General features: G+C 62.7%; 22 protein-coding genes and 1 riboswitch. Of the genes, 12 read left to right on the top strand and 10 right to left on the bottom strand.

Annotated elements, in window-relative coordinates; genetic code table 11:
- Positions 1-25 precede the first annotated feature (25 nt).
- Both IEY49_RS09350 and IEY49_RS09345 read right to left on the bottom strand, forming a co-directional pair.
- Positions 26-685, bottom strand: a complete 660-nt coding sequence (locus tag IEY49_RS09350) for a response regulator (protein WP_189007233.1) — start codon at positions 683-685, stop codon at positions 26-28.
- The gene (locus IEY49_RS09345; protein WP_189007230.1) at positions 682-2,316 is read right to left on the bottom strand and encodes an ATP-binding protein; all 1,635 of its coding nucleotides are present in this window, start codon (positions 2,314-2,316) and stop codon (positions 682-684) included. The genes IEY49_RS09350 and IEY49_RS09345 overlap by 4 nt, the downstream gene beginning before the upstream one ends.
- A 289-nt stretch (positions 2,317-2,605) precedes the next feature.
- Here IEY49_RS09345 and IEY49_RS09340 point away from each other — a divergent pair, with 289 nt between their 5' ends.
- A complete protein-coding gene (locus IEY49_RS09340; protein WP_189007227.1) occupies positions 2,606-3,934 on the top strand; it encodes a dicarboxylate/amino acid:cation symporter in 1,329 nt (442 codons plus the stop codon).
- A 65-nt stretch (positions 3,935-3,999) separates the two neighbouring features.
- Here the strand turns inward: IEY49_RS09340 and sugE are convergent, their stop codons facing one another.
- The 6 genes from sugE to IEY49_RS09310 form a co-directional block, all read right to left on the bottom strand.
- On the bottom strand, positions 4,000-4,320 hold the full coding sequence (gene sugE / locus IEY49_RS09335) for a quaternary ammonium compound efflux SMR transporter SugE (protein WP_189007224.1): 321 nt from the start codon (positions 4,318-4,320) through the stop codon (positions 4,000-4,002).
- Between the two features lie 9 nt (positions 4,321-4,329).
- Positions 4,330-4,396: riboswitch (guanidine-III (ykkC-III) riboswitch) on the bottom strand.
- Between the two features lie 100 nt (positions 4,397-4,496).
- A complete protein-coding gene (locus IEY49_RS09330) occupies positions 4,497-5,204 on the bottom strand; it encodes an ABC transporter ATP-binding protein (RefSeq protein ID WP_189007221.1) in 708 nt (235 codons plus the stop codon).
- Positions 5,197-6,027 (bottom strand): ABC transporter ATP-binding protein, encoded by an 831-nt coding sequence (locus IEY49_RS09325; protein WP_189007218.1) that lies wholly within the window; start codon positions 6,025-6,027, stop codon positions 5,197-5,199. Before IEY49_RS09325 ends, IEY49_RS09330 begins: the two co-directional genes overlap by 8 nt.
- A complete protein-coding gene (locus IEY49_RS09320; protein WP_189007215.1) occupies positions 6,020-7,021 on the bottom strand; it encodes a branched-chain amino acid ABC transporter permease in 1,002 nt (333 codons plus the stop codon). Before IEY49_RS09320 ends, IEY49_RS09325 begins: the two co-directional genes overlap by 8 nt.
- Positions 7,018-7,884, bottom strand: coding sequence for a branched-chain amino acid ABC transporter permease (locus IEY49_RS09315; protein WP_189007212.1), 867 nt, complete (start codon positions 7,882-7,884; stop codon positions 7,018-7,020). The genes IEY49_RS09320 and IEY49_RS09315 overlap by 4 nt, the downstream gene beginning before the upstream one ends.
- Before the next feature lie 78 nt (positions 7,885-7,962).
- Positions 7,963-9,096, bottom strand: a complete 1,134-nt coding sequence (locus tag IEY49_RS09310) for an ABC transporter substrate-binding protein (protein WP_189007209.1) — start codon at positions 9,094-9,096, stop codon at positions 7,963-7,965.
- A gap of 324 nt (positions 9,097-9,420) precedes the next feature.
- Between IEY49_RS09310 and IEY49_RS09305 the strand changes: the two genes are divergently transcribed.
- Positions 9,421-10,533 carry a BMP family lipoprotein gene (locus IEY49_RS09305; protein WP_189007205.1) on the top strand — a complete coding sequence of 371 codons (1,113 nt, stop codon included), beginning with the start codon at positions 9,421-9,423 and terminating at the stop codon, positions 10,531-10,533.
- Between the two features lie 489 nt (positions 10,534-11,022).
- Here IEY49_RS09305 and IEY49_RS09300 read toward each other — a convergent pair whose 3' ends face one another.
- Positions 11,023-13,392: a putative bifunctional diguanylate cyclase/phosphodiesterase gene (locus tag IEY49_RS09300; protein WP_189007202.1), complete on the bottom strand. Its 2,370-nt coding sequence runs from the start codon at positions 13,390-13,392 to the stop codon at positions 11,023-11,025.
- Positions 13,393-13,727: 335 nt separating this feature from the next.
- On the opposite strand from IEY49_RS09300, the gene IEY49_RS09295 reads away from it, so the two are divergent.
- Both IEY49_RS09295 and IEY49_RS09290 read left to right on the top strand, forming a co-directional pair.
- Positions 13,728-14,165, top strand: a complete 438-nt coding sequence (locus tag IEY49_RS09295; RefSeq protein WP_189007199.1) for an acyl-CoA thioesterase — start codon at positions 13,728-13,730, stop codon at positions 14,163-14,165.
- Entirely contained in the window at positions 14,162-14,782 is a 621-nt protein-coding gene (locus IEY49_RS09290; RefSeq protein WP_189007197.1) for a histidine phosphatase family protein, read from the top strand. Before IEY49_RS09295 ends, IEY49_RS09290 begins: the two co-directional genes overlap by 4 nt.
- Here the strand turns inward: IEY49_RS09290 and IEY49_RS09285 are convergent.
- A complete protein-coding gene (locus IEY49_RS09285) occupies positions 14,767-15,459 on the bottom strand; it encodes an HD domain-containing protein (RefSeq protein ID WP_189007194.1) in 693 nt (230 codons plus the stop codon). The genes IEY49_RS09290 and IEY49_RS09285 overlap by 16 nt on opposite strands.
- A 300-nt stretch (positions 15,460-15,759) precedes the next feature.
- Here IEY49_RS09285 and msrP point away from each other — a divergent pair, with 300 nt between their 5' ends.
- The 8 genes from msrP to IEY49_RS09245 all read left to right on the top strand — a co-directional run bounded on the left by msrP (position 15,760) and on the right by IEY49_RS09245 (position 24,985).
- Positions 15,760-16,749 (top strand): protein-methionine-sulfoxide reductase catalytic subunit MsrP, encoded by a 990-nt coding sequence (gene msrP / locus IEY49_RS09280; protein WP_189007191.1) that lies wholly within the window; start codon positions 15,760-15,762, stop codon positions 16,747-16,749.
- A 17-nt stretch (positions 16,750-16,766) separates the two neighbouring features.
- On the top strand, positions 16,767-17,414 hold the full coding sequence (msrQ, locus tag IEY49_RS09275) for a protein-methionine-sulfoxide reductase heme-binding subunit MsrQ (RefSeq protein WP_505699305.1): 648 nt from the start codon (positions 16,767-16,769) through the stop codon (positions 17,412-17,414).
- 277 nt (positions 17,415-17,691) lie between these two features.
- The gene (locus IEY49_RS09270) at positions 17,692-18,279 is read left to right on the top strand and encodes a hypothetical protein (protein WP_189007186.1); all 588 of its coding nucleotides are present in this window, start codon (positions 17,692-17,694) and stop codon (positions 18,277-18,279) included.
- 10 nt (positions 18,280-18,289) lie between these two features.
- The gene (locus IEY49_RS09265; protein ID WP_229780719.1) at positions 18,290-19,453 is read left to right on the top strand and encodes an MFS transporter; all 1,164 of its coding nucleotides are present in this window, start codon (positions 18,290-18,292) and stop codon (positions 19,451-19,453) included.
- 196 nt (positions 19,454-19,649) lie between these two features.
- A complete protein-coding gene (locus IEY49_RS09260; protein WP_189007183.1) occupies positions 19,650-21,281 on the top strand; it encodes a polysaccharide biosynthesis tyrosine autokinase in 1,632 nt (543 codons plus the stop codon).
- A 67-nt stretch (positions 21,282-21,348) separates the two neighbouring features.
- On the top strand, positions 21,349-22,629 hold the full coding sequence (locus tag IEY49_RS09255; protein ID WP_189007181.1) for an oligosaccharide flippase family protein: 1,281 nt from the start codon (positions 21,349-21,351) through the stop codon (positions 22,627-22,629).
- An 11-nt stretch (positions 22,630-22,640) separates the two neighbouring features.
- Complete coding sequence (locus tag IEY49_RS09250) at positions 22,641-23,879, top strand: glycosyltransferase family 4 protein (RefSeq protein ID WP_189007179.1); 1,239 nt, start codon at positions 22,641-22,643, stop codon at positions 23,877-23,879.
- A complete protein-coding gene (locus IEY49_RS09245) occupies positions 23,876-24,985 on the top strand; it encodes a glycosyltransferase (protein WP_189007177.1) in 1,110 nt (369 codons plus the stop codon). Before IEY49_RS09250 ends, IEY49_RS09245 begins: the two co-directional genes overlap by 4 nt.
- Positions 24,986-25,088 lie beyond the last annotated feature (103 nt).

Raw genomic sequence — 25,088 nt, 5'->3', positions numbered from 1 at the left:
CGTTCCCGACACGGAGACACCTTTCCTAGGCGCGGCGGTAGCGTTTGGCCGGTCGGCCCACGCTGCGGGCATCCGCCGCTGCCGCGGCCTCGCCCTGAGCGGTCAGGTATTCCAGGTAGCGCCAGGCGGTCACGCGGCTTATGCCCAGAGCCTGACCCATTTCCTGGGCGGTGTGGGCTGCGCCGTCACGCAGAACGGCACGGACCCGGCGCAGGGTCTCGGCGTCCAGACCTGAAGCGTCATCCGCCAGTGGCGTAAACAGGGCGTCCAGATGTCCCTGCCGCACATCCACCTGCGTCCACAGTGCCGCACGTTCACGCACCCGTTCCAGCGCCAGCGCAAAACGTTCAGGCGTGACGGGCTTGACCAGATAGTCGGCCGCACCGTGCAGCAGCGCACTTTGTACGCTGGGCGCGTCACTGGCCGCCGTGACCAGCACTGCGTCTACCTGGGCGCCTTCCAGCCGCAGTTCACGCAGCAGATCGAGGCCTCGTCCATCGGGCAAGTGCACGTCCAGCAGCAGCAGGTCCGGGCGCAGGGTGCGGCTCATGGCCCGTGCGATGCGTAGCGTCTCGGCACTGCCCAGCACCTCGAAGCCTCCTGCACGTTCCAGCAGACGGCGGTGGAGCGCCGCAATCTGCGGATCGTCCTCGACAATCAGGGTGCGGATGGGGTCGTGGGTCATGGAGTGTCTCCGGCCGGCAGGTCCAGGGTAAAGCGGGTCCACAACCGCCCAGTGGGGTCGGGAAGGCGGTCATGCGTCAGCGTGCCGCCCAGTGCGGCCACCCGTTCCTGCACCAGGGCCAGCCCCACGCCGCGCCCACTGCCCTTGCTGCTGACTCCCCTGTGGGTCAGAGAGGTAAGCAAGGCGGGCGGCACGCCGTTCCCCGTGTCGCGCACCTCTAGGATCAGGCCTTCCGGGTCGGCGGCGATCAGCACCTGCACCCGGGCGTCGGGGAGGCCACTCGCGGCCTCGCAGGCGTTCTCGATCAGGTTGCCGGCCGCCAGTTCAAGAGCGTCCAGCACGCCAGGCGCCAGGGTTTCTGGCAGTTTCGAGAGCGGATCGATGGTCAGGGTCACGCCCAGTTCAGCCGCACGGTCAAACTTGCCCAGCAGCAGCGCGGCGAGCCGCACGTGACCCAGCTGCCTGACCGCGTCGGCATGGGCGGTGTGCCGCGCGGCCTGCGCATGAATCAGCTGAAGCGCTTCCTGGGTTTCCCCCAGGTGCAGCAGCCCGGCCAGCGTGTGCAACCGGTTGGTAAATTCGTGCGTCTGCGCGCGAAGCAACTCGGCGTACCGGCGTGACTGGGTGAGCTCGTCGGCCAGCGCCTGCACCCGGGCCAGATCGCGCAGCGTGATCACCTGCGCTCCGTCCTCGGCGGTGTGCACATCCACCAGCACCGGCTGCCCACGCACATCCAGGGTGTGGGGAGACCGGTCCTCCTGCGCCGGCAGATCAGGCAACAGATCTCTGAGTGGCACCGGCAGGCGGTGCGACGCCCCCAGCATGGCGCGGGCCTGCGGATTCATGACATAGATCTGCCCGGCCCGTACCACCAGCACGCCGTCTTGCAGGGTGTTGAGCACCGTGCGGAAGTGCAGCAGCCCGCCGGCCACCTGCTCGGGTTCCAGGTCCAGCAGGGTGGCCCGCACCCGGCGTGCCAGCAGATTGGCCAGCAGCAGCGCCAGGCCCAGTGCGGCCAGATACCAGGGCAGCGCGGCGCGTACCACGTTCCAGAACACGTCCTCTACGCGCGGCAGCAGGAAACCCACGCTGGCCAGTCCCAGCACCCGGCCGTCCCCGGCCAGCACCGGCACCTTGGCCCGCACGGAAGGCCCCAGCGTCCCCGCCACGGTCTCGGTCATGCTCTGGCCGCGCAGGAAGGCCTTGAAGTCACCGCCCACCATGCGCTGGCCGATCTGGTCCGGGTTCGGGTGGGTCAGGCGGATGGCCGACTGGTCAGTGATCACGATGTAGTCGGCCCTCAAGACCACCCGGTAGCGGTTGACCAGGGCATTGAGCTGCGTGCGGGCGACCTTGTCTCCGCTGAGCGCCGACACCACCGGGGGCAGGGTGGCCATCAGCTGCGATTCGCGCAGCGCCCGGTCAGCGAAGGTCTGGTACAGACCACCGCGCAGCACCAGACTGGCCAGCAGGGCCAGAGGCAGGGCCAGCAGCAAGAAGGCCCCCAGTGTGGTCAGAAACACCCGGGTCTGTACCCGCAGCAGCCGGGGCGTGTACGGCAGCGCAACCTCACGCGCCAGCTCGGGCACACTCAGCCGGACCGGGCGGGGTAACGCCGGACGAAGAGACACAGTGCCTCGCAGTCTGCCATGTCCGGAGCCCGGGGAAGGGAATTGCGTTCACGCCCTGCACCAATCAACGTCAGGTGGGGAGAACCGCTATGCCCGTGCAGATCAGCCTTTTTCGGAGTGCCGGGCCCAGATGCCTCCCGGGCCCACTGCCGGCCGGGCGCCGGGCAGGCACACTGGCGCCTGTCAAGTTCAGCCAGTTCAGCCGCATTTTCCCTGCCAGCCGGACAGGCCTGTCCCCGTTTCTTCCCGCCCTGTTGTATCCGGGCGGTGGCCCCAGGAGGCCTCCTGTATGCCCAAGATTTTCCGCAGCCTGTATGTGCAGGTGCTGATCGCCATTGCCCTCGGCATCCTGACCGGGTTTCTCTTCCCAAGGCTGGGAGAAGGCCTCAAGCCTCTGGGTGATGGCTTTATCAAGCTGATCAAGATGATCATCGCGCCGATCATCTTCGCCACGGTCGTCAGCGGCATCGCCCACATGCGCGACACCAAAAAGGTTGGCCGGGTGGGCGGCAAGGCCCTGCTGTACTTTGAGCTGGTGACCACCTTCGCCCTGGTCATCGGGCTGGTGATCGTCAACGTGCTGGGCCCGGGCCGAGGCATGAACATCGATCCTGCCAGCCTGGACACCAGCGGTATCACCCGGTACACCGAGGCTGCCGGCGCGCAGACCGTCGCGGACTTCATTCTGCACATCATTCCCGACACCCTGATCAGCGCCTTTACCCAGGGCGACCTGCTGCAGGTGCTGCTGGTGGCGGTGCTGTTCGGCTTCGCCCTGCTGCGCCTGGGCAAGGTCGGCGACGCCATCCTGCACGGCATCGACACGGTGAACCAGGCGATTTTCGTGATTCTGGGCTTCGTGATGCGTCTGGCGCCCATCGGTGCCTTTGGGGCGATGGCCTTCACCATCGGCAAGTACGGTGTGGGCAGCCTCGCGCAGCTGGGATACCTGATGATCACCTTCTACGCGACCTGCGTGCTGTTTATCTTCGGGGTGCTGGGCCTGATCGCCCGCATGTCGGGCTTCAGCATCCTGAAGCTGATCCGCTACATCAAAGAAGAACTGCTGCTGGTCCTGGGCACCAGCTCCAGCGAGTCGGCCCTGCCGCGCCTGATGGTCAAGCTCGAGCATGCCGGCGCCGAGAAAAGCGTGGTGGGTCTGGTGGTGCCCAGCGGCTACTCGTTCAACCTGGACGGCACCAGCATCTACCTGACCATGGCCGCCATGTTCATCGCGCAGGCCACCAACACCGAACTGAGCCTGGGTCAGCAACTAGGTCTGCTGGGCGTGCTGCTCCTGACCAGCAAGGGCGCAGCCGGCGTGACCGGGAGCGGCTTTATTACCCTGGCCGCCACACTGAGCGCGGTGGGTAATGTTCCTGTGGCTGGTCTGGCACTGATTCTGGGCATCGACCGCTTCATGAGCGAGGCCCGCGCCCTAACCAACTTTATCGGGAATGCGGTAGCGGCGCTGGTGATTGCCAAGAGTGAACGCGCGGTTGACGTTGACCGCCTGACCCGCGCGCTGAATGGGGAGGACCTGCCGACCATCGAGCCCGACGTGCAGTCCGAGGAACGGGGCGAAGGCCGCGAACTCGACAGTCTGCGTCCTGCCTGAGTTTTTGCAGGGAACAGCAGCGGAGCCGGGGCCCAATATGCCCCGGCTCCTTAGTTCTTTGCCCTTCAATGCCCGCTGGTGACCTTCAGTCCGATGATCGCGACAACCATCAGGGTCAGGAACAGCAGCCGGGCAGGCGTCATGGCCTCGCCGAACAGCACGACGCCCAGCACCGCAGCGCCCACCGCGCCAATGCCCACCCATACGCCGTAGGCCGTCCCGATCGGCAGGGTCCGGGCGGCCAGTCCCAGCAGGCCCATGCTGGCGATCATGCTCAGCACCGTCAGCAGGGTAGGCAGCGGCCGGGTAAAGCCCTGGGTGTACTTCAGTCCAACCGCCCAGCCCACTTCCAGCAGACCGGCCAGCACCAGCAGTGTCCATGCCATAGCAACCTCCGCGCGCCGTCTTGTCGTGACCGGGTACGGCGGTACTCTCGTCCGGAGTTCGGCCCTGGGCCCCAACAGGGGCAGGGCGACTGCCTGCAGTGTAGAGGTGGCAGATGGGCAACAGGGGAGCGGCATGTATGCCAGTGCCTACACGCCGCTTCGGGACTACCGGGGTTCTACACGCCCAGATACGCGCTGCGCACCCGGTCATCGGTCATCAGTTCGTGCTGGGCGCCCTGCAGGGTGACCCGCCCGCCTTCGAGCACATATCCACGGTGGGCGATACCCAGCGCGGCGAAGGCGTTCTGCTCGGCCAGCAGCACGCTGACGCCCGCCGCGTTGACACGCTGCACCGCCTCGAACACCTGCTCGACGACCAGCGGGGCCAACCCCAGGCTGGGTTCGTCCAGCAGCAGCAGCTGTGGACGGGCCATCAGCGAGCGGGCAATCGCCACCATCTGCTGCTGACCTCCCGACAGGCTGCCGGCAGACGCGGCGCGTTTTTCCACCAGTGCTGGAAACAGCTCGTACACGCGATCCAGTTCCCGGTTGGTGCCGGCGGCATCCTTGCGGTGCACGAACGCCCCCAGGCGCAGATTCTTTTCCACGCTGAGGTCCGGAAACAGCAATCGGCCCTCGGGGCACTGGGCGACGCCATGCGCCACGTTGAACTCCGGGCGTCCGCCGGTCAGGGGCGTGCCATTCCAGGTCGCGCTGCCCGACGAAGGGCGCTGCAGGCCCGACAGGGTCCTGAACAGCGTGCTTTTGCCCGCACCGTTGGCACCCAGCAGCACCACGATCTCACCGGCCTGCACATTCAGATTCACGTCATGCAGGGCGGTGAAATGCCCGTATTTGACGCTCAGGTCCCGCACCTCAAGCATGGCTGGCTCCCTCTGCAGCTGCCGGCGCCTTGCCGGTATTGCCCATCTGACCACCGTGGGCGTGACCCCCCAGATAGGCCTCGATGACTGCCGGATCGCGGCTGACTTCCTGCGGAGTGCCCTGGGCAATCTTCTGCCCGTGATGCAGCACCACAATGCCGTCGGCCAGACCCATCACCAGGCTCATCTTGTGCTCCACCAGGGCGACGGTCAGCCCACCCGTGACCAGTTCCCGGATCAGGGCCATCAGGTTGACGGTCTCTTCGGGGTTCATGCCCGCTGCCGGCTCATCAAGCAGAAGCAGCTTGGGGTCGCTGGCCAGGGCCATGGCGATCCCGACCCGTTTCTGGCCTTCCTGGGTCAGCGCCCCGGCCGGCAGATGCGCCTGCGCCGCGAGCCCCACCCGCTCCAGGGCCCGCATGGCGCCGGCATGACTGGCTGCCTGATCCTGCCGCTCGCGACCAGTACGCAGCAGCGCATCAAACAGTCCGGCGCGGGTGCGCACCCGGTGGCCGATCATGACACCCTCCAGGACGCTGAGTTCCTTGTAGATGGTCGTGGTCTGGAAGGTCCGGGCAATGCCGCGCGAGACCACCTCGTGGGTCTTCAGGCGGGTAATGTCTTCGTCGGCAAAACGGATGCTGCCAGAGGTCGGCTGGTAAAACCCGCTGATCAGGTTGAAGAAGGTGCTCTTGCCCGCACCGTTGGGGCCGATGATCGCAGTGATCTGTCCGGCCGGAATATGGGTGGTCACGTCGCGCACGGCATGAAGGCCGCCGAATCGGATGCCCAGACCCTGGACATCAAGCAGGCTCTCAGGCATGGTCCACCGCCTTTTCCGGGGTAGGGGAGGGTGTCGGGGTGCGCCGGCGCGCGACCAGCCGTTCCCAGGCGCCGGCCAGCCCGTGCGGCGCGAACATCACCAGCAGCACCAGCAGCGGCCCGAACACCAGATACTGGTAGTCCTGCAGGCCCTTGAGGTTCTGGGTCAGGGTGTAGATCAGCGCCGGTCCGACCAGAGGTCCGGCCAGGGTGCCCAGCCCGCCCACCAGCAGGTACAGCAGCACCGTGAAGGTCACCACCGGTCCCGTCGAGGCGGCGCCCAGGAATCCTATATACACGGCGTACAGGCCGCCCGCAAAGCCTGCGATGGCAGTGGACAGCATCATGGCCCGCAGCTTGTGCTGGAACACGTTGATCCCCGCACTGCGGGCCAGGTCCTCGCCGCCGCGGATGGCGATCAGCGAGCGGCCGAACACGCTGGCGCGGGTCCGGGCCACCAGCAGCACTGTCAGTGCCAGCGCCACCAAAGCCATGTAGTAAAAGCCGCCCGAGAGTTTCAGGCCCAGGGACTGGGCCAGCCCCTCCAGACCCGGCGGCGGATTGATGCCGTTCAGGCCTTCGTTGCCCCCGGTCAGGCTGTCCCACTTGTTGATCACCAGCATGATGATCACGCCGACCGCCAGCGTCAGAATCGAGAAAGCGTCTCCCTTGGTGCGGAAGGCCACCAGCCCCAGCAGCCAGCCCAGCACGGCGCACAGCACCACCGCGACCGGCCACGCCAGCCAGAAGTTCCAGCCGGCCTTGAGCGTCAGGATACCCACCGTGTAGGCCCCGATGCCGAAAAACCCGGCGTGCGCCAGCGGCAACTGCCCGGTATAGCCCAGCAGAATGTTCATTCCGTAGGCCAGCATGGCGTAAATCATGATGTTCACGCCGATGTCCAGCAGATAGCCCGAGGGGCGCAGCAGCGGAAACAGCGCCATCACTACGAACAGCGCGATCCAGCCCCACGGCCCGGTACGGCGCGCGGTCATGTGCCCCTCCGGAACAGTCCCTGCGGCTTGATGGCCAGCACCAGCACCAGCATGGCAAAGCCGATCACGTCCGCAAAGTCAAGGTTGATGTAAAAGCCCCCGAACACTTCCGAGAATGCCAGCAGAAACGCACCGACAATAGCGCCCGGCACACTGCCCATGCCGCCCAGAATGATGATGGCGAAGACCTTGAGGTTCATGACCTCGCCCATGCTGGGTGTCACCGAGTTGATCGGCGCGATCAGTGAGGCCGCGATGGCAGCCAGGGCGCCCGAGATAGCAAAGGTCAGCATCCCTACCCGGTCAGTGTTGATGCCCACCAGCCGTGCACCCTCGCGGTTCTGCGACATCGCTTCGATGGTCGCGCCGGTGAGGGTCCGCTTCAGGAAAAAGTTCAGTCCCAGCATGGCCGCCACGCTTGCGGCGATGACGATCAGGCGCTGCCAGGTGATCACCACGCCGGCGATGGTCACGATCCCCGGAACAGGCTCGGCGATTTGCTTGAAATCCGGCCCGAACACCGCCGGGTGCGCAATCAGGGCTTCGAAGAAAAATAGTACGCCCAGCGCGGCAATCATGGGATGCACGTGCGGGGCGTTGCGCAGCGGGTAGAAGATCAGCCGCTCCATCAATGCGGCCAGCAGCGCCACCACGACCGCCGAGATCAGCAGCGCGGGCACGTAGCTGATTTTCAGCAGGGTCAGCCCCGCGAAGGTCAGGTACGCGCCCAGCATGTACAGGCCACCATGCGCGAAGTTCGGCACGCGCATCACGCCGTAGACCAGGGTCAGGCCCAGGGCGACCAGGGCGTACACCCCGCCCAGGGCCAGGGCATTGAAGAGTTGTTGCAAAAAGGTGGTCAAGACAGGGGTCCTCCCTCAGAGGTCAGGCAGATGCAGAAAACCGCGCCCCGTTTTGAATCGGGGCGCGGCAGGATGAACTTACTTGAAGACTTTGGCCACGCGCAGCTTGGTGTACTTGCCGTTCCTGACGCTGGCGATGGTGAACTCGGCGTCCACGTGGCCAATGTCGGTCACGCCCATCAGCTTGTAAACGCTCCTGCTCAGGGGCAGGGCCTTGGCGGCGGCGTCCAGCTTCTCGCGCACAGCCTTGGGTTCGGTGCTGCCGGCCAGCTCCATCGCTTTGGCCAGCACGTTCATGCCCATGTAGTTCAGGCCAGCCTCGCTGGTGGGGATCTTCTTGTAGACCCTCTGGTACTGGTTGACGAAAATGCTGGTGCCGGGGAACTCCTTGGTGGGCAGCACGCCCACGCTGCCGTTGAGGTAGGTGGCCGGAATCAGGGTGTCCATCTGCTCAAACTTGGCCTGGTCCATTACGATGAACCCGCCCTTGAAGCCCTGCTCACGCGCGGCCTTGATCACCAGTGCGGTGGGCTGGCTGGGCCCGCCCACGAACAGCACGTCGGGCTTCTCGGCCAGCGCCTTGGTCACGGCGCTGCTGTAGTCCACGGTGGTGTTGTAGTCCACGCCGTTGTTGCCGCCCACCGTGCCGCCCTGCCTCTTCCACTCGGCCGTGATGGCGTCGGTCCACTGCTTGCCGTAGGCGCTGGTGGTGCCGATCAGCCCCAGCTTCTTGCCGTAGGCCTTCATCTGGGTGGCGGTGAAGGGCTGCAGGTAGTTGTCGTAGCGAGGCGGGAGCATGAAGGTCATGGGGTTCTTGGCTTCCAGGATCTTCGGCTCGGAGGAGTAGGCCACCAGCAGGAAGTTATCCCGGGCGGTCATGGGCTGCACGGTCAGGATGCCGCCGGAGTGGGGCACGAAGATAAAGCCGATGTCCTGGCTGGTCATGCGCTTGACGTTGGTGGCGGTTTCGTTGGGCAGGTAACGGTCATCCAGGGAGACGAGCTTGAAGGTGACCTTCTCGCCCTTGACGCGAATGCCCTTGCGGTTCAGTTCCGCGATGGCCATTTCCACGCCGCTCTGGGTGTCTTTGCCGTAAAACGCGGCGCCGCCGGAAAGGGGACCGCTGAAGCCGATGCTGACGACCTTATCCGCCAGGGCGGAACCAGCCAGAAACGGGAGAAGGGACAACGATACTAGGGTGCGCTTCTTCATAAAAACCTCCCAAACGTAAGCCCCGGAAATGCGACAGCAACGCAGCCGCAGAGGCCTCGCTGGCCTGAGTACAAATGTGATGTGAGGGCATGCTCGCATGCCCACGCAGACGTGTCAAATACCCATATTCCAATCGTCTGAACGACCACGTGAGTGTGGCCCGGAAAAGAGCCCTGGGGTGAAGATGAGTGACGTCCTGGAAACTTCGATTCCGTCAGGCTCCAGCCAGTCCGAGGGCCCCCCAACAGGGGGCAGCCGGCGCGGGGGGCCGGCTGTGAAATTTTCGTGTCTGTCTGCTGTACCTTTAGGCGTAGCGTAAGTGGCGTGAAATCTCACCCTCTTCTCACTCTGACCCTTCTTTCGCTGCTGTGCGGCGTCAGCCACGCCCAGCCTGCACCTGCTATCGGTGTGGTGCTGGATGCGGGTGGTAAGAACGACCGCTCCTTCAACCAGAGCGCCTATCAGGGCGTCCTGCGGGCCCAGAAGGACCTGGGCATCAAGGTGGACATCTTCGAGCCCACGACCGCTGGTGACGTAGGACGCGGCGTGCAGCAGTTCAGCACCGAGCGCAAGGACCTGATTATCGGCATCGGCTTCAACAGCCTCGACAGCATCGACCGTGCGGCCAAGACCAACTCGAACCTGCGCTACGCCGCAGTCGACGCGCTGCCGAGCGGCAACAACACCATGGGCCTGCGCTTCCGCGAACACGAGGGCAGCTTCCTGGTGGGCTACCTCGCCGGTCTGAGCAGCAGCACCAGTGTGGTCGGCTTCGTGGGCGGCATGGATATTCCGCTGATTCACAAGTTCGAAGCCGGCTACACCGCAGGCGTCAAGCTGGCCTGCCCCAAATGTCAGGTCATCGCCCGCTACCTGGGAACGACCCCCGCGGCCTGGAACAACATTCCGGGTGCTGTGGCCCTGGCCGGCGGCATGAAGAACAAAGGCGCCGACATTATCTTTGCGGCTGCGGGCGGCAGTGGACGCGGCGTGATCAACTTCGTGACCCGCACCCAGTGCATCAAGGCCAGCGAACTGCCCGCGGGCGTGAGCTTCGGCAGCAACAACTTCGCCAAGGTAACCAAGAGCGCGTCATACCAGAAGACCTGCGCCGGCAACTCCCGCCCGATGTTCTTCATTGGGGTGGACAGTAACCAGAACTACCTGGGAGATACCGACAGCAAGCCCGCGACCCTCAACCACGGCCTGACCAGCATGGTCAAGCGTGTGGACAACGCGGTGTACAGCGTGATCCGCTCGGCGGTCAAAGGCGAGCCCTGGCGTGCCGGGGACATCAACTTCAGCCTGGAAAACGAAGGCGTGGAATACGCCATGGACACCTACAATGACAAGCTGGTCACGCCAGCAGTCCGTGAGAAGGTCGAGAAGGTCAAGGGCCTGATCATCAGCGGCGGCATCAAGGTCCCTTCCAAGTAAATCGGCTTCCTGAAGCCCCGTCCGGTACCCGGATCGGGGCTTTTTCTGTGTGTCACCCTGGACCTACCGGTAGCGCGGTGAGGTCCGCCTGTACCTGACGCCTTTGGCGCCTGCTATCCGGACACTTATATCTGGGGTATCACCCTATGCATCTATGCCGGCTGAAGGCGGTGGAATTTCTGTAGAAACCGTGTTCTGGACGCATGAAACGGAATGTAATAAAGTTACAATGCTTGCGCTTGACATACCGTGCATACCGCCCTATATTTAAGAAATCAAGGCGACCTGTGGGTCGCCTTCTCTATTTTCCTACATGGCTCAGAGGTATGGATACTAATCCGAACTGCACACCGGAGGTTCAAAAGGGCCTCCCTACCTGCATGTTGGGTGGGTGATGCCGTTTATGCTCCCCTGCTTTCACACATGGAGGCGGGCACCCCTGTACATCCTTCTTCGTTCTGTAAACGGAGGAGGTTCATCGGACGTGTCTTATCCCTGACTGGTGCCGACCGGTGTGCTTTCCGGCAGAGATTTCAGAATGTCTGACGCCTGTCCGGCGAGCGGGGCGCGCTGGGGCCTGCCCAGCAAAAAGCCCTGGCCCAGGTCCACCCCCAGCGCGCCTATGCCGTCAAGCTGCCATGCCTCCTCGATTCCCTCGGCCACCACGAGAAGATTGAGTCCATGGGTCAGCACGGTGATGGCCTTGACGAAGGCGTGGCCATCTTCCCGCAGCGAGAGAACAAATGCTTTATCGATCTTGACCAGATGCACCGGGAGGCAGCGCAGGTAGTTGAGGCTGGAGTAACCGGTGCCGAAGTCATCCAGGGCGACCCTGACTCCCCAGGAGGTCAGGACGTTCAGGTCAGAGACTGAACCGTCAAGGTCCAGCAGCAACGCGCTTTCAGTGAGCTCGAGAATCAGCGCTTCGCCAGTCAGATTGTGCTCGTCGAGCGCTGCACGCACATGAGACAGGAAATCCTCGTGGGCAAAGTGCAGGGCCGAGATATTCACCGTGACAAACCACTTCTCCCCATGCGCCCGCCACCGGCTGGCCTGGGCCGCTGCGTGTCGCAGCCCCCAGATTCCCAGCGGGACAATCAGGCCACGCTCCTCGGCCACCCGGACCATTTCCGGCGCGGATACAGGGTGATCTGGAGAACCTCGCCAGCGCAGCAGGGCCTCAAAGCCCAAGGTGGTCCCGGAACGCAGGTCGACCAGCGGCTGGTAATGCAGTTCCAGCCCACCCTCTGCAAGGGCGCGGCGCAGCTGGGCCTCGAGCCGCGAATCCTGCTGGGCAGCTTGCAGGGCGCCTTCGTCGTAAAAGCCCCAGCTGTTGCGGCCTTCGACTTTGGCTCCGTACATGGCGATATCGGCCGCCCTGACCAATTCGTCGGGATGCTCGCCGTCACCTGGGTACAGGGCCACGCCCACACTGGCCGTGAGGTGGGCCGTCCCGCTTTGCAGCGTCGTGGGCACCGATACCGCAGTGACCACCCGGCGGGCCAGGATGGCCACGCTGGCGCGTTCCAGGGCAGGCGCCACCAGCACGAACTCGTCGCCTCCGACGCGGGCCACCACGGAGCCGGCAGGCGCCACCGTCGACAGGCGCCGCGCCATCTCGCGCAGCATGTGGTCACCGGCCTCGTGACCGTGGGCGTCATTGACGCGCTTCATGCGGTCCAGATCCACAAACAGCACCGCAAAGGGAGCCGGAGCGTCGCCACCCAGGGCCCGGCGCAGGTGCTCGGCGAGACCGGTCCGGTTGAGCAGCCCCGTGAGCGCGTCATGACGGGCGTCGTGGGCCAGCTGGACCTGGGCAAGGAGCAACTGTGCGTTCAGGCGCCGGTTGTCGGCCAGGGCGACTCCCTGACGAAGAGTCACCAGAATGAGAACCGCGAACACCCCGAACGCGATTCCACGTTCCATGAGTGAGGCGCTCAGGTAGAGCTGCGGAACAAACCCTGCCAGAGACATCACCGCGCCGTAAGGCAGCCAGACCATCAGGCGCCTGGAACCGCTGTGCTGGTCCCCGGTACCGCGCCCATCCCGGGTGTGTTCGCGCGCGGCCAGCTGGCCTCCCAGCGCCAGCAGCACCAGTGCCCAGGCCCACGCCGCGTCGATAGGATGGGCGCTGCTGTAGGTGCCGTTGGCTTCCAGGAGGGCATAGACCAGATCCCCCACCACGATCAGTCCCAGACCGGTGGCAAACACGGCAACATGCCGCTGCATGCGTCCTGTGCCCGAAGCGACCAGCAGCAGGACCCCAAGGACGGCCAGGGAAGCCAGCGGGTAAGCGAGGCTGATCACCCGCCCGGGCACGCTCAGGGTGGGGTCTGCGGCCAGGGTCGACAGGCCGGCCCGCCACGCGAACAGCCCCACGACGACTGTTACGATGGCTGCGTCCAGCACCAGCCGGGTCGCGTCCAGACGCCGCAGCGAGAGATGAGACAGCCGCAGCAGGGCCAGGACCAGCGGGAGGTACTGCGCCAGGTAAAAAAAGTCGGCCACGGATGGAAACAGTGGATTGCGCGTAAACAGGCTCAGCCAGGTCCACAGCAGGTCGCCTGTTGCATACAGCATCAACGCCAGCGTCAGGGCGCCCAGGGCCGGCCGCGCATGCGGGCCGCCGGTCCGCCAGACCTGGACGCTCAGGGCCACCGCGAGGCCGACCACACTCAGGTACACCAGATCAAGCAGGCCCGCAGGCCAGCGGAGCCCTTGCTGCCCCAGCACCAGCAGCCCACTGTGCAGCCCGGCAGCGCCCACCAGCGCCCAGAGCAGCCTGTCCTCCCGAAGCCCAGCCCGGCCCGGCTTTCGTGAAGGGACAGGGCCCGGTGGAGGGTGTACAGCGTCGCGCATGAATTGTGCCCAGCTTAAAGTGCAATACATCACGAAAATCTCGCAGAGAGCTCTGGGGCGGCCTCTATGGGACTTCAATGCTCCTTCGCGCCCTGTCCAGCCCTGCGGCACGCTTGGGCCAGATGGGCTCACGGCAGGGTGGACATCTGGCCCCTTGTCCAGGTGCCCTGTGCTGCGGGCAGAAAACCCTGTTGGCAGGCGCAGGTGGATTGATGGTTCTTCCCCTGTACACTCACGGCCGTGCCGCAGGACGCGAGTCAGCGTCTGCACAGCGGCTGTCAGGCCGGAGCACTTGATCCAGGGAGAGCCCAGAGGGGTAGAAGAGGGGTAACGCTATGGAAGCAGGAAGTGGAAAAGCGCCACGGAGTCGGGCGCGCATGCTGGAACTGGTCTTTCCCAAGGACACCAACTATCACGGCACGGCATTCGGCGGCTGGGTCCTGTCCCTGATGGACAAGGCGGCCAGTGTCGCGGCTGTCCGGCATGCCAGTGGCAACGTGGTCACCGCCAGGATGGACGGCGTGGATTTCCACGTGCCGATCCGGGTGGGCGACGCGGTGGCCCTCGACGCCCGGGTGGTGCGGGTAGGGCGCACCAGCATGACCATCCAGGTGGACGTCTACCGCGAGCACATCGCCTCTGGAGAGCAGGAACTGGCGACAACGGGCTTTTTCGTGTTCGTGGCGCTTGACGAGCAGGGCCGACCGCGCGCGGTGCCGGCGCTGATCCCGGTGGAAGACGCGGACCTGCCCGGCGTCGATACCCGGCCATGACCGACCTGCAGCTCACCCTGGTCCGTCATGGCGCGACCGAGTGGAACGAAGGGGGCCGCTGGCAGGGCGTCACCGACAACCCGCTGGGAGGCAGTGGGGAGGCCCAGGCCCGGCGCCTCGCCCGGCGGTTACGTGGTCAGGTTTTCGATCAGGTCGAGGCCAGCGACCTTCAGCGTGCCGTCCAGACCGCGCAACTGTCCCTGCCTGGGCAGAACATCACGCTTGACCCCCGGCTGCGCGAGATTCATTTCGGTGCCTTCGAGGGGCTGACGGTCCCAGAGATGAGTGCGCACCCGGCGTTTGAAGAGTGGCAGTCCGACCCCTGGCAGGTCGCCCCTCCCGGTGGGGAGAGTTTGGCCGAGGTCGCCGCCCGCATGCGTGACTGGGCCGAGGACCTGCATCAGCCAGCCGTCATCGCCTTTTCGCATTCGGTGGCCATCCGGGCGCTGATGTGTGAGCTGTTCGGCTGGCCGCTGATTCCACAGTCCGGCTATCCGGTCCCGTTTGCCCACCGCATCGGCCATACCAGCCTCAGCAGGCTGCGACGTCATGGGGGCCACTGGACGATGCATACGCTGGGCGACGGCGCCCACCTGGAAGTTCAGGGCGAGGGGTAGGGCACGCCGATTTCCTCTCCCAGCTGGGTCAGGAACGCGTGCATCACCGCCGTGCGCCTCTGGGCCTCGGCGCGGCCCGGAGCTGTCTGGAAGCTTCCGGCCAGACGCAGCAGTTTGGTGAAGAAGTGATCCACGGTGAACGCCTGATCGTCGGGCTCGCGCTGCTGGCACCAGGGGTCTGAAGGGTCCAGCAGGGACCGGCCCAGATGTCCACCCACGGCAGCTACCCGCATGACCCCCAGCGCGCCCAGGGCGTCCAGCCGGTCAGCGTCCTGCAGGGCGGCGCCCAGTGGAGTCTCGGGAACCGCGCCGCGCGAGAAGCTGTGGTCACGAACCGCCAGGGCGACCTCATGCGCCTGGGCCGGCGTGAAACCCAGGCCCGGCAGCGCCTCCCGCACGGCCTGCGCCGCCAGTGTGCTCGCCTGGGCGCGCTGGGGATGATTCTTGGGCAGGTTGATCACATCGTGGGTCAGTGCCGCGGCCACGGCGAGCGCTGCAGGCTCGTCGGGAGCGCAGCGGCGGGTCCAGACGGCCACCCTGCGCAGGTGGCCCTCGTCGTGCGCCGCGTCCGGAGTCATGAGTCGCTGGACCCAGGCCCACACCGCAGGGAGACGCGGGTCCAGGGCCAGCAGATCGTCAAGAGGGGTGGGAACGGTCTCACGGGCCGGAACACTCATGAGCGCAGTATCGGGCCTGTGCGGTGTGGTCTGGTTTCCTGCCGCGGCTCACAGGACAAAACCATTCCGGCTCCCTGGCTTCCCGGGAAACAGCCGAAGCAGAAGGCATGGAACGTGTTCCTCTCCCTGTGACTGTGTCTCACGAAGAGTCGCCTGTTCTCTTGAGAAACCTGCCTCGCCGATCCGGAACGTCTTTTCGTGCATATACCTGAAAGCAGGGGAGGGGCAGACTGTCCGCATAAGCCAGGCCCGCACCTCCCTCGTCCCGGCTCCCGTGGTTCCACAAGGAGAAATGACGCCATGACCAGCACGCCCCCTGACCCCCAGCTTTCTTCCGACCCCGACGATACGAGCTCAGAGGCCCAGGGCTATCCGCGCCGCGAGTTCCTGAAAAACGCGGCGATGTTTACCGGCACGGTCGCTGCCATGGGTGGTGGGCTGGAACTGTTGACCCGCCGGCCCGGTGCGGAAGCGCAGGCGGCCCCCGGCGAACTGATGGCGCAGGCGCGCCGTCCGCTGGGGCCCTACGACACCTCCGAGCCGATCACGCCGTATGCGCAGGCGACCACCTACAACAACTTCTACGAGTTCGGCACCGGCAAGGACGACCCCGCGCGACTGGCCGGAAGCCTCAGAACGCGCCCCTGGACCGTCCTGATCGACGGCGAAGTGCGCAAACCCGTACGGGTAGACATCGACACGCTGCAATCCTGGTTTCCCCTGGAGGACCGGATCTACCGCATGCGCTGTGTCGAGGGCTGGTCCATGGTGATGCCCTGGCTGGGCTTTCCCCTGGGTGCCCTGCTGCGCCGGATCGAGCCGAGCAGCAAGGCCAGATACGTGCAGTTCACCTCTCTCTATGACCCCAAACAGTTTCCCGGGCAGCGTGGAGATGTGCTCGACTGGCCCTACGTCGAAGGTTTGCGGCTGGACGAAGCCCTGCACCCTCTTTCATTCATGGCGGTCGGACTCCATGGGCGCGTCCTGCCCAACCAGAACGGCGCCCCGCTGCGGCTGGTCGTGCCCTGGAAATACGGGTTCAAGAACATCAAATCGGTGGTCCGCATCACGCTGACCCAGAAGCAGCCACGCACCACCTGGGCGCAGGCCGCCCCGGATGAATACGGCTTTTACGCCAATGTCAACCCGAAAGTGCCGCATCCCCGCTGGAGCCAGGCGACCGAGCGCCGGATCGGCGAACTGCGCCGCCGGCCAACTCTGCCTTTCAATGGCTACGCCGATCAGGTCGCGTCCCTGTATAAGGGCATGGACCTGCGCCGCTTCTTCTGACAGGCGGGTCCAGGTCCGTGCTGCACGAATCACACACCAGCAGGCCCCAGAAAAGAACGGGAACGCGCCGTCCGTCTCGTCCACTGCCCTGGCTGGGGCCTGGCGTGGTGGTCGGCGGTCTCGTGCCGGCGGCTGTCCTGCTGCTCGACGCGCAGACAGGCGCCCTGGGCGCCAATCCAGTGCAGCGGGCCATCCTGCAGACCGGGCTGCTTGCGCTGGCGTTGCTGATCCTGTCGCTGGCGTGTACCCCTCTGCGGATGCTAACCGGCTGGACATGGCCCGCCCGGATCCGTAAGGCCCTGGGGCTGCTGGCTTTTTTCTATGGGGTGCTTCATTTCCTGCTGTATCTGCTGGACCACGGATTTACACCGGCGGTGGTGCTGGAAGACGTGCTGGAGCGCCCCTTCGTGACGGTAGGTTTTGCGGCGCTGGTTCTGATGCTGCCGCTGGCACTGACGAGCGGGCGGGGGGCAGTGCGCCGGCTGGGCTTTCAGAATTGGCAGAGGCTGCACCAGCTGGCGTATGTCGCGGTCGGGTTGGGGGTGCTGCATTTCTGGTGGGGGGTCAAAAAGGACCACACTCCACCGCTGATCGCGGCACTCGTGGTCGCCGTTTTGTTTGCCGTGCGCTTGATCCGTAGCCGGAGAACCCGGGCCCGCTCCTGAAGAGCTTTCCTGCGGACTGGCTGCACTGACCAGCCCCTTTACAGCTGCTATAGCTGACAGGAGTGCCCCAGGCCCGGTCGGAACACAGGGCCAAGGCTCTGCTTCTGTAAAATCCCGCCCAGAAGCTTGTGCTGGTGGCTACCTGTCGTCAGTGGCCGGGCGCCATAGACTTACTGGCAGAACGGAAGGATGAGAAAACCTCTCGCTCCGCTCCTGCTTGATGCGAATGCACCAGGAACCTGCCACCTCGGGGGCAGGTGTGCTTTACCCTGCGGACATGCTGACCATCGCGGAAGCCGCCCAGCACCCTGCTCACGTGGTCGGCGCGGAAACGCACCGGCTCGCGGTGCATGGAGTTGCCGGCATGCTGATTCCCGCCGCTTTCGAGGAAGCCTATTACCGCCACGCCAACCTGCCTGAGCAGTTAGGCCGGCTGTTCCGATCGGTCAACCCGGCGCGCATCGACGAGGATCTGCTGGAACCGCTGACCGATCAGGCCCAGAACCTGATCCGCACGAGCTTTCTGGTAGACGACGCCGTGCAGGTCTTCTACCGCGCGCTGGGAAACGCCAGACTGGCCAGTGGCGAGCTGCACACCCGGAGGCCCGGTGACCAGCGTGCACAGACCGCGCGGGTGGCGCCCCCGGGGACAGCGGCGCTGCATGCCGTCAAGCGTCTGTGGGCGCAGGACTGGACCTTCGAGGCGGTGCTGAACCGGCTGGACCGTGCTGGCAGTGTGGCCCTGGAAGCCCGGCCGACCCTTGTCCTGGCCGGACCACCTGGCAAGCTGGACCCGGCCTGCGCTGCGGCTCTGGGCGTGGAAGCCGCGTTGGTGGGGCCCGACGGGTTGGTAGGCCTGCCATGACACCTTGTCTGTGACCCGGCCCAGGGGCGGGGACGTCCACCCGCTGATTTTCGCGGCGCTGGGCACCCTGGTTTTTCTGAACGTCTACGCCCCGCAGAGCCTGTTGCCCCTGCTGTCGCGGGAGTTCAGGGTGGGGCCGGCACAGGTGGGCACCGTGGTTGGCGCGACCATGCTGGCCATGGCGCTTGCTTCGCCCCTGACCGGCGTGCTGGCCGATGCCTGGGGACGCCGCCGGACCGTGCTGTGGGCGTATGCCCTGCTGATCCTGCCGGCCCTGCTGGCGGCTGCAGCGCCCACGCTGGAGGTTCTGAACGCTGCTCGGTTTGTGCAGGGTCTGCTGATTCCTGGCGTCATGGTGGCCCTCAACGCCTACATTGCCGAGGAAGTCTCGCCCGCAGGGCGCTCACGTGCCCTGACCGCCTACGTGACGGGAACTGTGCTGGGCGGTTTTCTGGGACGCTTCCTATCGGGCCTGGTGGCAGCGCAGGGAGAGTGGCAGGTGGCCTTCTGGCTGCTGGCGGTGGCCTGCACGGCCGGGTGGATTGTGGCGCGCCTGGCCCTGCCGACGGAAAGAGCGTTCGAGCCCAGACGCGATCTTGCGGCCGTGCTGGCAGGAGTGCGCGACCATCTGCGGAACCCGGCGCTGCTGGCCACTTGCGCCGTGGGCTTCCTGATTCTGTTCATGCTGGTGGGCACCTTTAATACGCTGACCTTGCGTCTGTCCGATCCTCCGTACGGGCTGACCACTGCCCAGACGGGATCAGTTTTCGCGGTGTATCTGCTGGGCGTGGTGATTACCCCGCTGGCCGGACCCTTGCTGGGTGCCAGAGGGCCCCGAACCGCTCTGCTGGCTGCTGTCGGTGCGAGCATTGCTGGGCTGTTGCTGACTTACAGCACACCGTTGCCGCTGGTCATTGCAGGCGTGGCAGCGGCCGCCTGTGGGGTCTTCCTGGCGCAGTCGGCGGCGCTCGCGGCGGTGCAGCGCAGCGTCAGCAGTGCACGCAGTCTTGCCGGCGGCCTCTATCACCTGTCGTATTACGGTGGGGGGGCCGCTGCCAGTGTGGTCGCTGGCTACGCCTTTGAAGCTGGAGGCTGGGGGGCCACCGTACCGCTGCTGGTGGTCAGTCTGTTGCTGGCCTCGCTGGTGGGCGCACTGGGGTGGCGTTACAGCTGAGAAGTGGGTGTTATCAGGTAGCCGTCTGATGGTTAAGGTCGCAATTCTCTCCGAACTGAGATAGCCTCTATCCGCAGTAAGTTATAGTGGCGCGGATGAGTATTTCTCAATGCAGCAGGGTGGCAATATTCTCTAGCTGGCTGCCTGCCGCTGAAAAAGATCTTTCAGCTTCCTCGGTCACATCGACAGGTCGGCCATGACAGAAAGAGCAGAATCACGGGAAATTGATCTCTCCGTCTTGTGGCTAGGACTAAGACGGCGGCTGGCATGGATTCTGGGAACAGCGCTACTCCTCGCCCTGGCTGCATTTCTGTGGTCTCGGTCCCAGCCGCGCGTCTATGAAGCGAGTGCCAGCCTTATTGCATCCAATAGCCAGGGTCAGGACAGCACACTCAGTACCGCGCTGGTTAAGGCGCCGCCGCTGCCTGAAGGAGCTGTGGCCCAGGCGCTGCAAAGTACTCAGGTCATCGGGCCGTTGATCCAGGCAATTCGTAAAGAAGAGGAGATTTCTCAGAGCGAGCGTGAACGCCTGAGTGAGAACCTGGGAAGGGAATTGAGAGAACAGCGTCTGCAAAGCGTCACGCTGACCTCACGGCTTGATCTGAGCGGCAACGGAATCTACACGGTGCGTGCCCGGGCGCGCACGGCAGCTGCCGCCCAGCGCCTGGCAAATCTGGCGAGCGCTGCTCTTTTTTCATGGGACCGCGACCGCGCCCTGGAAAGTGTACGCCGTGCTCAGGCGGGCTTTCAGGCCCAACTGGCCCAGGTTGATCAGCAGCTGGGTGCTTCCGCGCTTCCTGGCGTCGAACGGCAGACGTTGATCGCCCGGCGGGCTAACATCCAGGGCAACCTGACTCAGGTGCAACTGCTGGAAGATTCGGTGGCGGGAGTGCTCAGCTCGCTGTCGGCCGCTGTTGAGCCGTTGCGCCCTGTCGCGCCCAAACCTCTGCGGAACGCGGCGCTGGCCGGGCTGCTGGGGGTGCTGCTCGCAACCGGGATCGTCGCTCTGCTCACGGTACTCGACCGAACCATCCGCAGTGAGGATGACCTGCTGACACTCGATGTGCCGACTCTGGCTGTCATTCCGCGTCTGCGTCAGCGCGATATCATCTTTTCGGGCATCGTACGGGCGGCGCGTCAGGCCGGGCTGTACGAGGCTATCGGCTTTCTGCGCGTCAATCTGATGACGACCCTGGCGGGTAAGCCCCATCCAGTTGTGATGGTGACCAGTACGGCCCCCGGCGAAGGCAAGAGCAGTCTGACGGCCACGCTCGCAGACGGTTTCGCCTCCAGCGGACAGCGCGTGCTGATCATCGACGCGGACCTGCGGCGTGGCACCCAGGCGGCTGTCTGGAAGAAGTACGACGAGGGTGGACGATGGCATCAATTGAGCGGGCAGGGCGGAGTCAGGACCACCCGTGAAGCGCTTGCTGACCCGCACAATGTTCAGGTAATTCAGGTCGAAGACAATGTGGATATGCTGCCTGCTGGCCCTGGTGTGCAGGACAGCCTGGGTGTGTTCAATCAGGCTGACATCGCGGGGGCATTGGCCCTGTGGCGGCAGAACTACGACATCGTGCTGATCGACAGTGCTCCGCTGCTGGCGCTCGCCGACGGTCTGGTGGTCGGGGTCCATACCGACGCCGTGCTGATGGTGACCGAGTACGGACGGACCAACGTGCAATCTGTTCGCAGTGCCCTGCGACGCGCGGAACGGGCGGGCCTGAATATCCTGGGATTTGTGATCAACAAGTCCGACGCCCGAGAAGGCAACAGTTATGGGTACTCATATTCTTACGCGCCCAAAACCTCGGGAGTGAGTGCATGAGTATCTCCAACCAGCTCTGCCCAGGCGACATTCGCTTCCTTTAGTTGCGATGCGTGTGAAGTAGCCCTTGATTCGCAACCTTGTCGCCCTCTATGGCGTGCAGATCGCCACCTTTCTGCTGCCGCTGCTTACCCTGCCGCTGCTGGCCCGGAACCTCGGGCCGACTGCGCTGGGTGAACTTGCTGCCCTCCAAAGCCTGTTCGCCACCCTAGGATTTCTGCTGGAGTACGGTTTCAACTACTCGGCCGCTCGTCAGGTGGCGATCCACCGGGAAGACCGCTCGCGCCTGACGGTTATCCTTTCGGATGTGCTGGGAGCCAAGGTGCTGCTCAGCCTTGTCTTTTTCACAGTTTCTCTTGGCATCTATTTGTTTGTGCCGGTCTTCCGCGCCCAGGGTCTCTTATTCTGGCTGGGGTTCCTGGGAGGGCTTGCTCAGGGCTTCAACCTGTTCTGGTTCTACCAGGGTATCGAGAAACTTTCCTGGTCGGCTTCTGTCGATGTGGCGCTTAAGGTTGGCTATACCGCGCTGGTGCTGATACTGGTGCGTTCGCCGCAGGACGTGGTGCTGGTGATCGGTTTGCAAGGGCTCTCATCATTTCTGTCTCTGATGATCAATGGTGTCCGTGCTCGACAATTCGTGGATGGCGTACGGTGGTCGCTCGCAGGCAGTCTCACTGCACTCAGAGAGGGGAGAAGCCTGTTTTTTTTCCGGGCAGTTACCCTTTTTTATACCTCAGCCAATAGCGCGATGTTGCGCTTATTCGCACCCGCCGCCACAGTTGCGCAGTATTCAAACGCCGAACGGTTGACCAATGTGGGATTCAGTGCCTTCGGGCCACTAATGCAAGTTTTCTACCCACGTCTGAGTTATCAGGTGCATCATAATTTCACCGAAGCCCAGCGATTTTTTCGACGCTTCTTGCTCATCATCCTGATGTTGTCTGTATCGGCAGCGGCCGTTGGCTACCTGCTGGCTCCCCTGGCCGTCAACCTGCTGTTCGGCGATCAGTTCGCCGCCACAGTTCCGCTGTTTCGGATCTTGCTGCTGAACATTCCCTTGATGGCGCTGAGCAATTTGTTCGGGTTGCAATGGATGGTGCCCAATGGCATGCAGAAGCCCTTTAATCTGATCGTGACTTTAGCTGCCATGCTTAATATTTTGTCCGTGCTGTTTATCGTGCCTAGATATCAAGCCCAGGGTATGGCCTGGGGCGTAGTCGGTTGTGAGCTGGTGGTGACGGGACTTATGATCGGCTCTGTGCTGCGTAGTGATTCTACTCCCTTTGGAGTTCCAAGGTCCAAAAGAGTCAAGAAGAGCCTTGATAGCACTGTGCAAAGAAAGTTATAGGAGATCGAAAAATGAGCGGACCTAAGTCGGAAAATAATGCGGTATTAAATGGACGCGTAGCCCATATCGTCGAACATATTAGGCCTGGAGGCGGTCCTTCTGGTTATCTCTATAATCTTAGTTCTGTAGCGGACAAACATCCTGAACGACTGTTTGATATTTTATATGCGACTAGATCGGAGGAGCGCAGCCATTGGAAAGGTAGTGCAAGATTTGAATTGATCTTAAAAATTTTGCGGGCAGTGAGTCCTGTTTTTAGAGAGTTCTTACTCTTGCTAATCCAAGGCTGGAACCGCAAAAGACAACCTAGGTTTGTTTTTAGTCCTGAGTTTACTCAAAAACTAAACCATTATACCTGCTTGGTATTTCATGATGTTTTCAAAGCGAGGATTTATGCGGATAACTTCTCGATCAAAGGTCAGGGAATTTTCGTTATGCCTCATTCTCCTTCAGACATATCAATGGAGTCTATTGAAGACTACGAAAATTTTTTGGGGGGTGAGATTAAAAAATCGATATTATTGCCAAAAATGCAGTTTGAGGAAATCGATTTGTATGAGAAACTTGATGGAATAGTGGCTCCCTCTAAGTATGCTTTGGAAGGATATTTCGATGGCAATAGTCCTGTAAGAGCGAGGCTGGATCATCTTCTAATCAATAAGTTTCATAGTGTGGTAACAGGCGTTAATTTGAAAGCAGCCTCTCGACAAGAAAATTATAGAACCCACATCAACCCATTTGGAAAGAAGTATATTGTAGGTTACTTTGGACGTTTTAACGAGCAGAAAGGATTTGACCGATATTTAAAGCTCGTTAAAGCACTGGAGAAGGAGACAAATATTCAATTTGTTTGTGCTGGTGCAGGCGGAATAGAAGTAGGGAGCGATAATTATAAAAATCTAAACAATCTAGGATGGATTGCAGATGATATTGCTGAGTATATGGCATCCGTTGATTTAATCGTTGCCCCCAACAGGGTTTGCTATTTTGATCTTGCAATTCTGGAATCATTGTCGTTAGGAACTCCCGTGGTCGCGTCAGCAGTCGGTGGCAATAAATATTTCAGTAGATTCGCCGAAGGTGTTTACCTATTTGAATCTGATGTTGATCTGGCTGAGACAGTGCTTGCCACGCTCTCTAACCTTCCTGCTAGAGCAGTGGTGCAAACTATGTACAACGAAAACTTTTCAACTGAGCGCTTCTACGACAACCACCAGCAGCTCGCTATTGACTTGCTAAACCAACCATGAAAATCACTTTGGTTTCGACGCAATTAGGTATGGGCGGTGCTGAAAACCTTGTCTGTAATTTGGCAGACCAATTTATAGCTAAGGACCATGAGGTCCAATTGATTTCCTTGTTGGGCGAGCCGGTCGTTCTGCCAAATTCCACAGCGGTCAGAGTCCATAATCTGAGGATTGATAAGAGAAAGCCTTCCACCTGGGTCACTGGTCTTATCTACTTCATCCAGGTAATTCGGAGCTTTCGGCCCGACGTAGTTCATGCTCACTCCTTCCACTCAATTGTGATGACGCGCCTGCTTCGGCTTTTGCTGCGATATCCCAAGCTGATCTCGACTGGGCATCATCAGCGAGAAGGTGAGGGGATGGAGGGGGTTCTCTACAGGCTGACCGACGGGCTTTCGGATATCACGACAACCATCAGTAAGAAGACAACGGCAGCCTTTTTGGAGCGAACTAGGCTCAGGCCAGATCGTGTCATCACCGTATACAACGGTGTAGATATTGAAAAGTTCCAATTTTCCGAGAACGCTCGTCAGCAGTGGCGAGTTGGAAACGGGGTTGCTAACAGCGATACGGTCTTGGTTGCTATCGGCCGCCTTAGTCCCGAAAAAGACTTTCCCAACCTTCTGCACGCCCTCAAGCTGCTTGAAGGAAAAGTGCCTGAGGATCACCGGCTCGTTCTGTTTATAGCTGGAACGGGTAGCGATCAGGTACGCCAACACCTCGACGAGCTCGTTGAAGGCCTATATCTTCAATCCAAAGTAATTTTTCTCGGAGTGCACCATGATATTCCCGCTTTACTTTCGGCGGCTGATGTATTTGCGCTTTCCTCATCCTGGGAAGGTTTCGGTCTGGTGGTCGCAGAGGCGATGGCCTGTGAGCGGGTAGTAGTTGCGACGGATTGCGGCGGCGTACGCGAGGTCGTAGGGGAAGCTGGTTTTCTCTGCCCTCCCCGAAATGCAGAGGCGCTCGCCCTCAGTCTTCAGACAGCCTTGGCCCTTTCCCCGCAGGCGCGCCTCGCGCTGGGGCAGCAAGCCCGCAGCAGGGTGGCGGAGCAGTACAGTCTGGACAGCGCTGCTGAGAAGTGGCTCGACCTGTACCGGGCACTGTGAACGTAAGCGGCTGCCACCGTTGTGGAAGGACTCTCTCTAGGGGTAAAAAGTGGTGAGGAAGAGGGGAAACGCTCTGCCAGGGCCGCTTTTTGAATTGATGAGT

Source organism: Deinococcus malanensis (assembly GCF_014647655.1).
Lineage (GTDB): Bacteria > Deinococcota > Deinococci > Deinococcales > Deinococcaceae > Deinococcus > Deinococcus malanensis.
The sequence above is the reverse complement of the archived record's forward strand: the minus strand, read 5'-3'. Positions and strand labels throughout refer to the sequence as shown.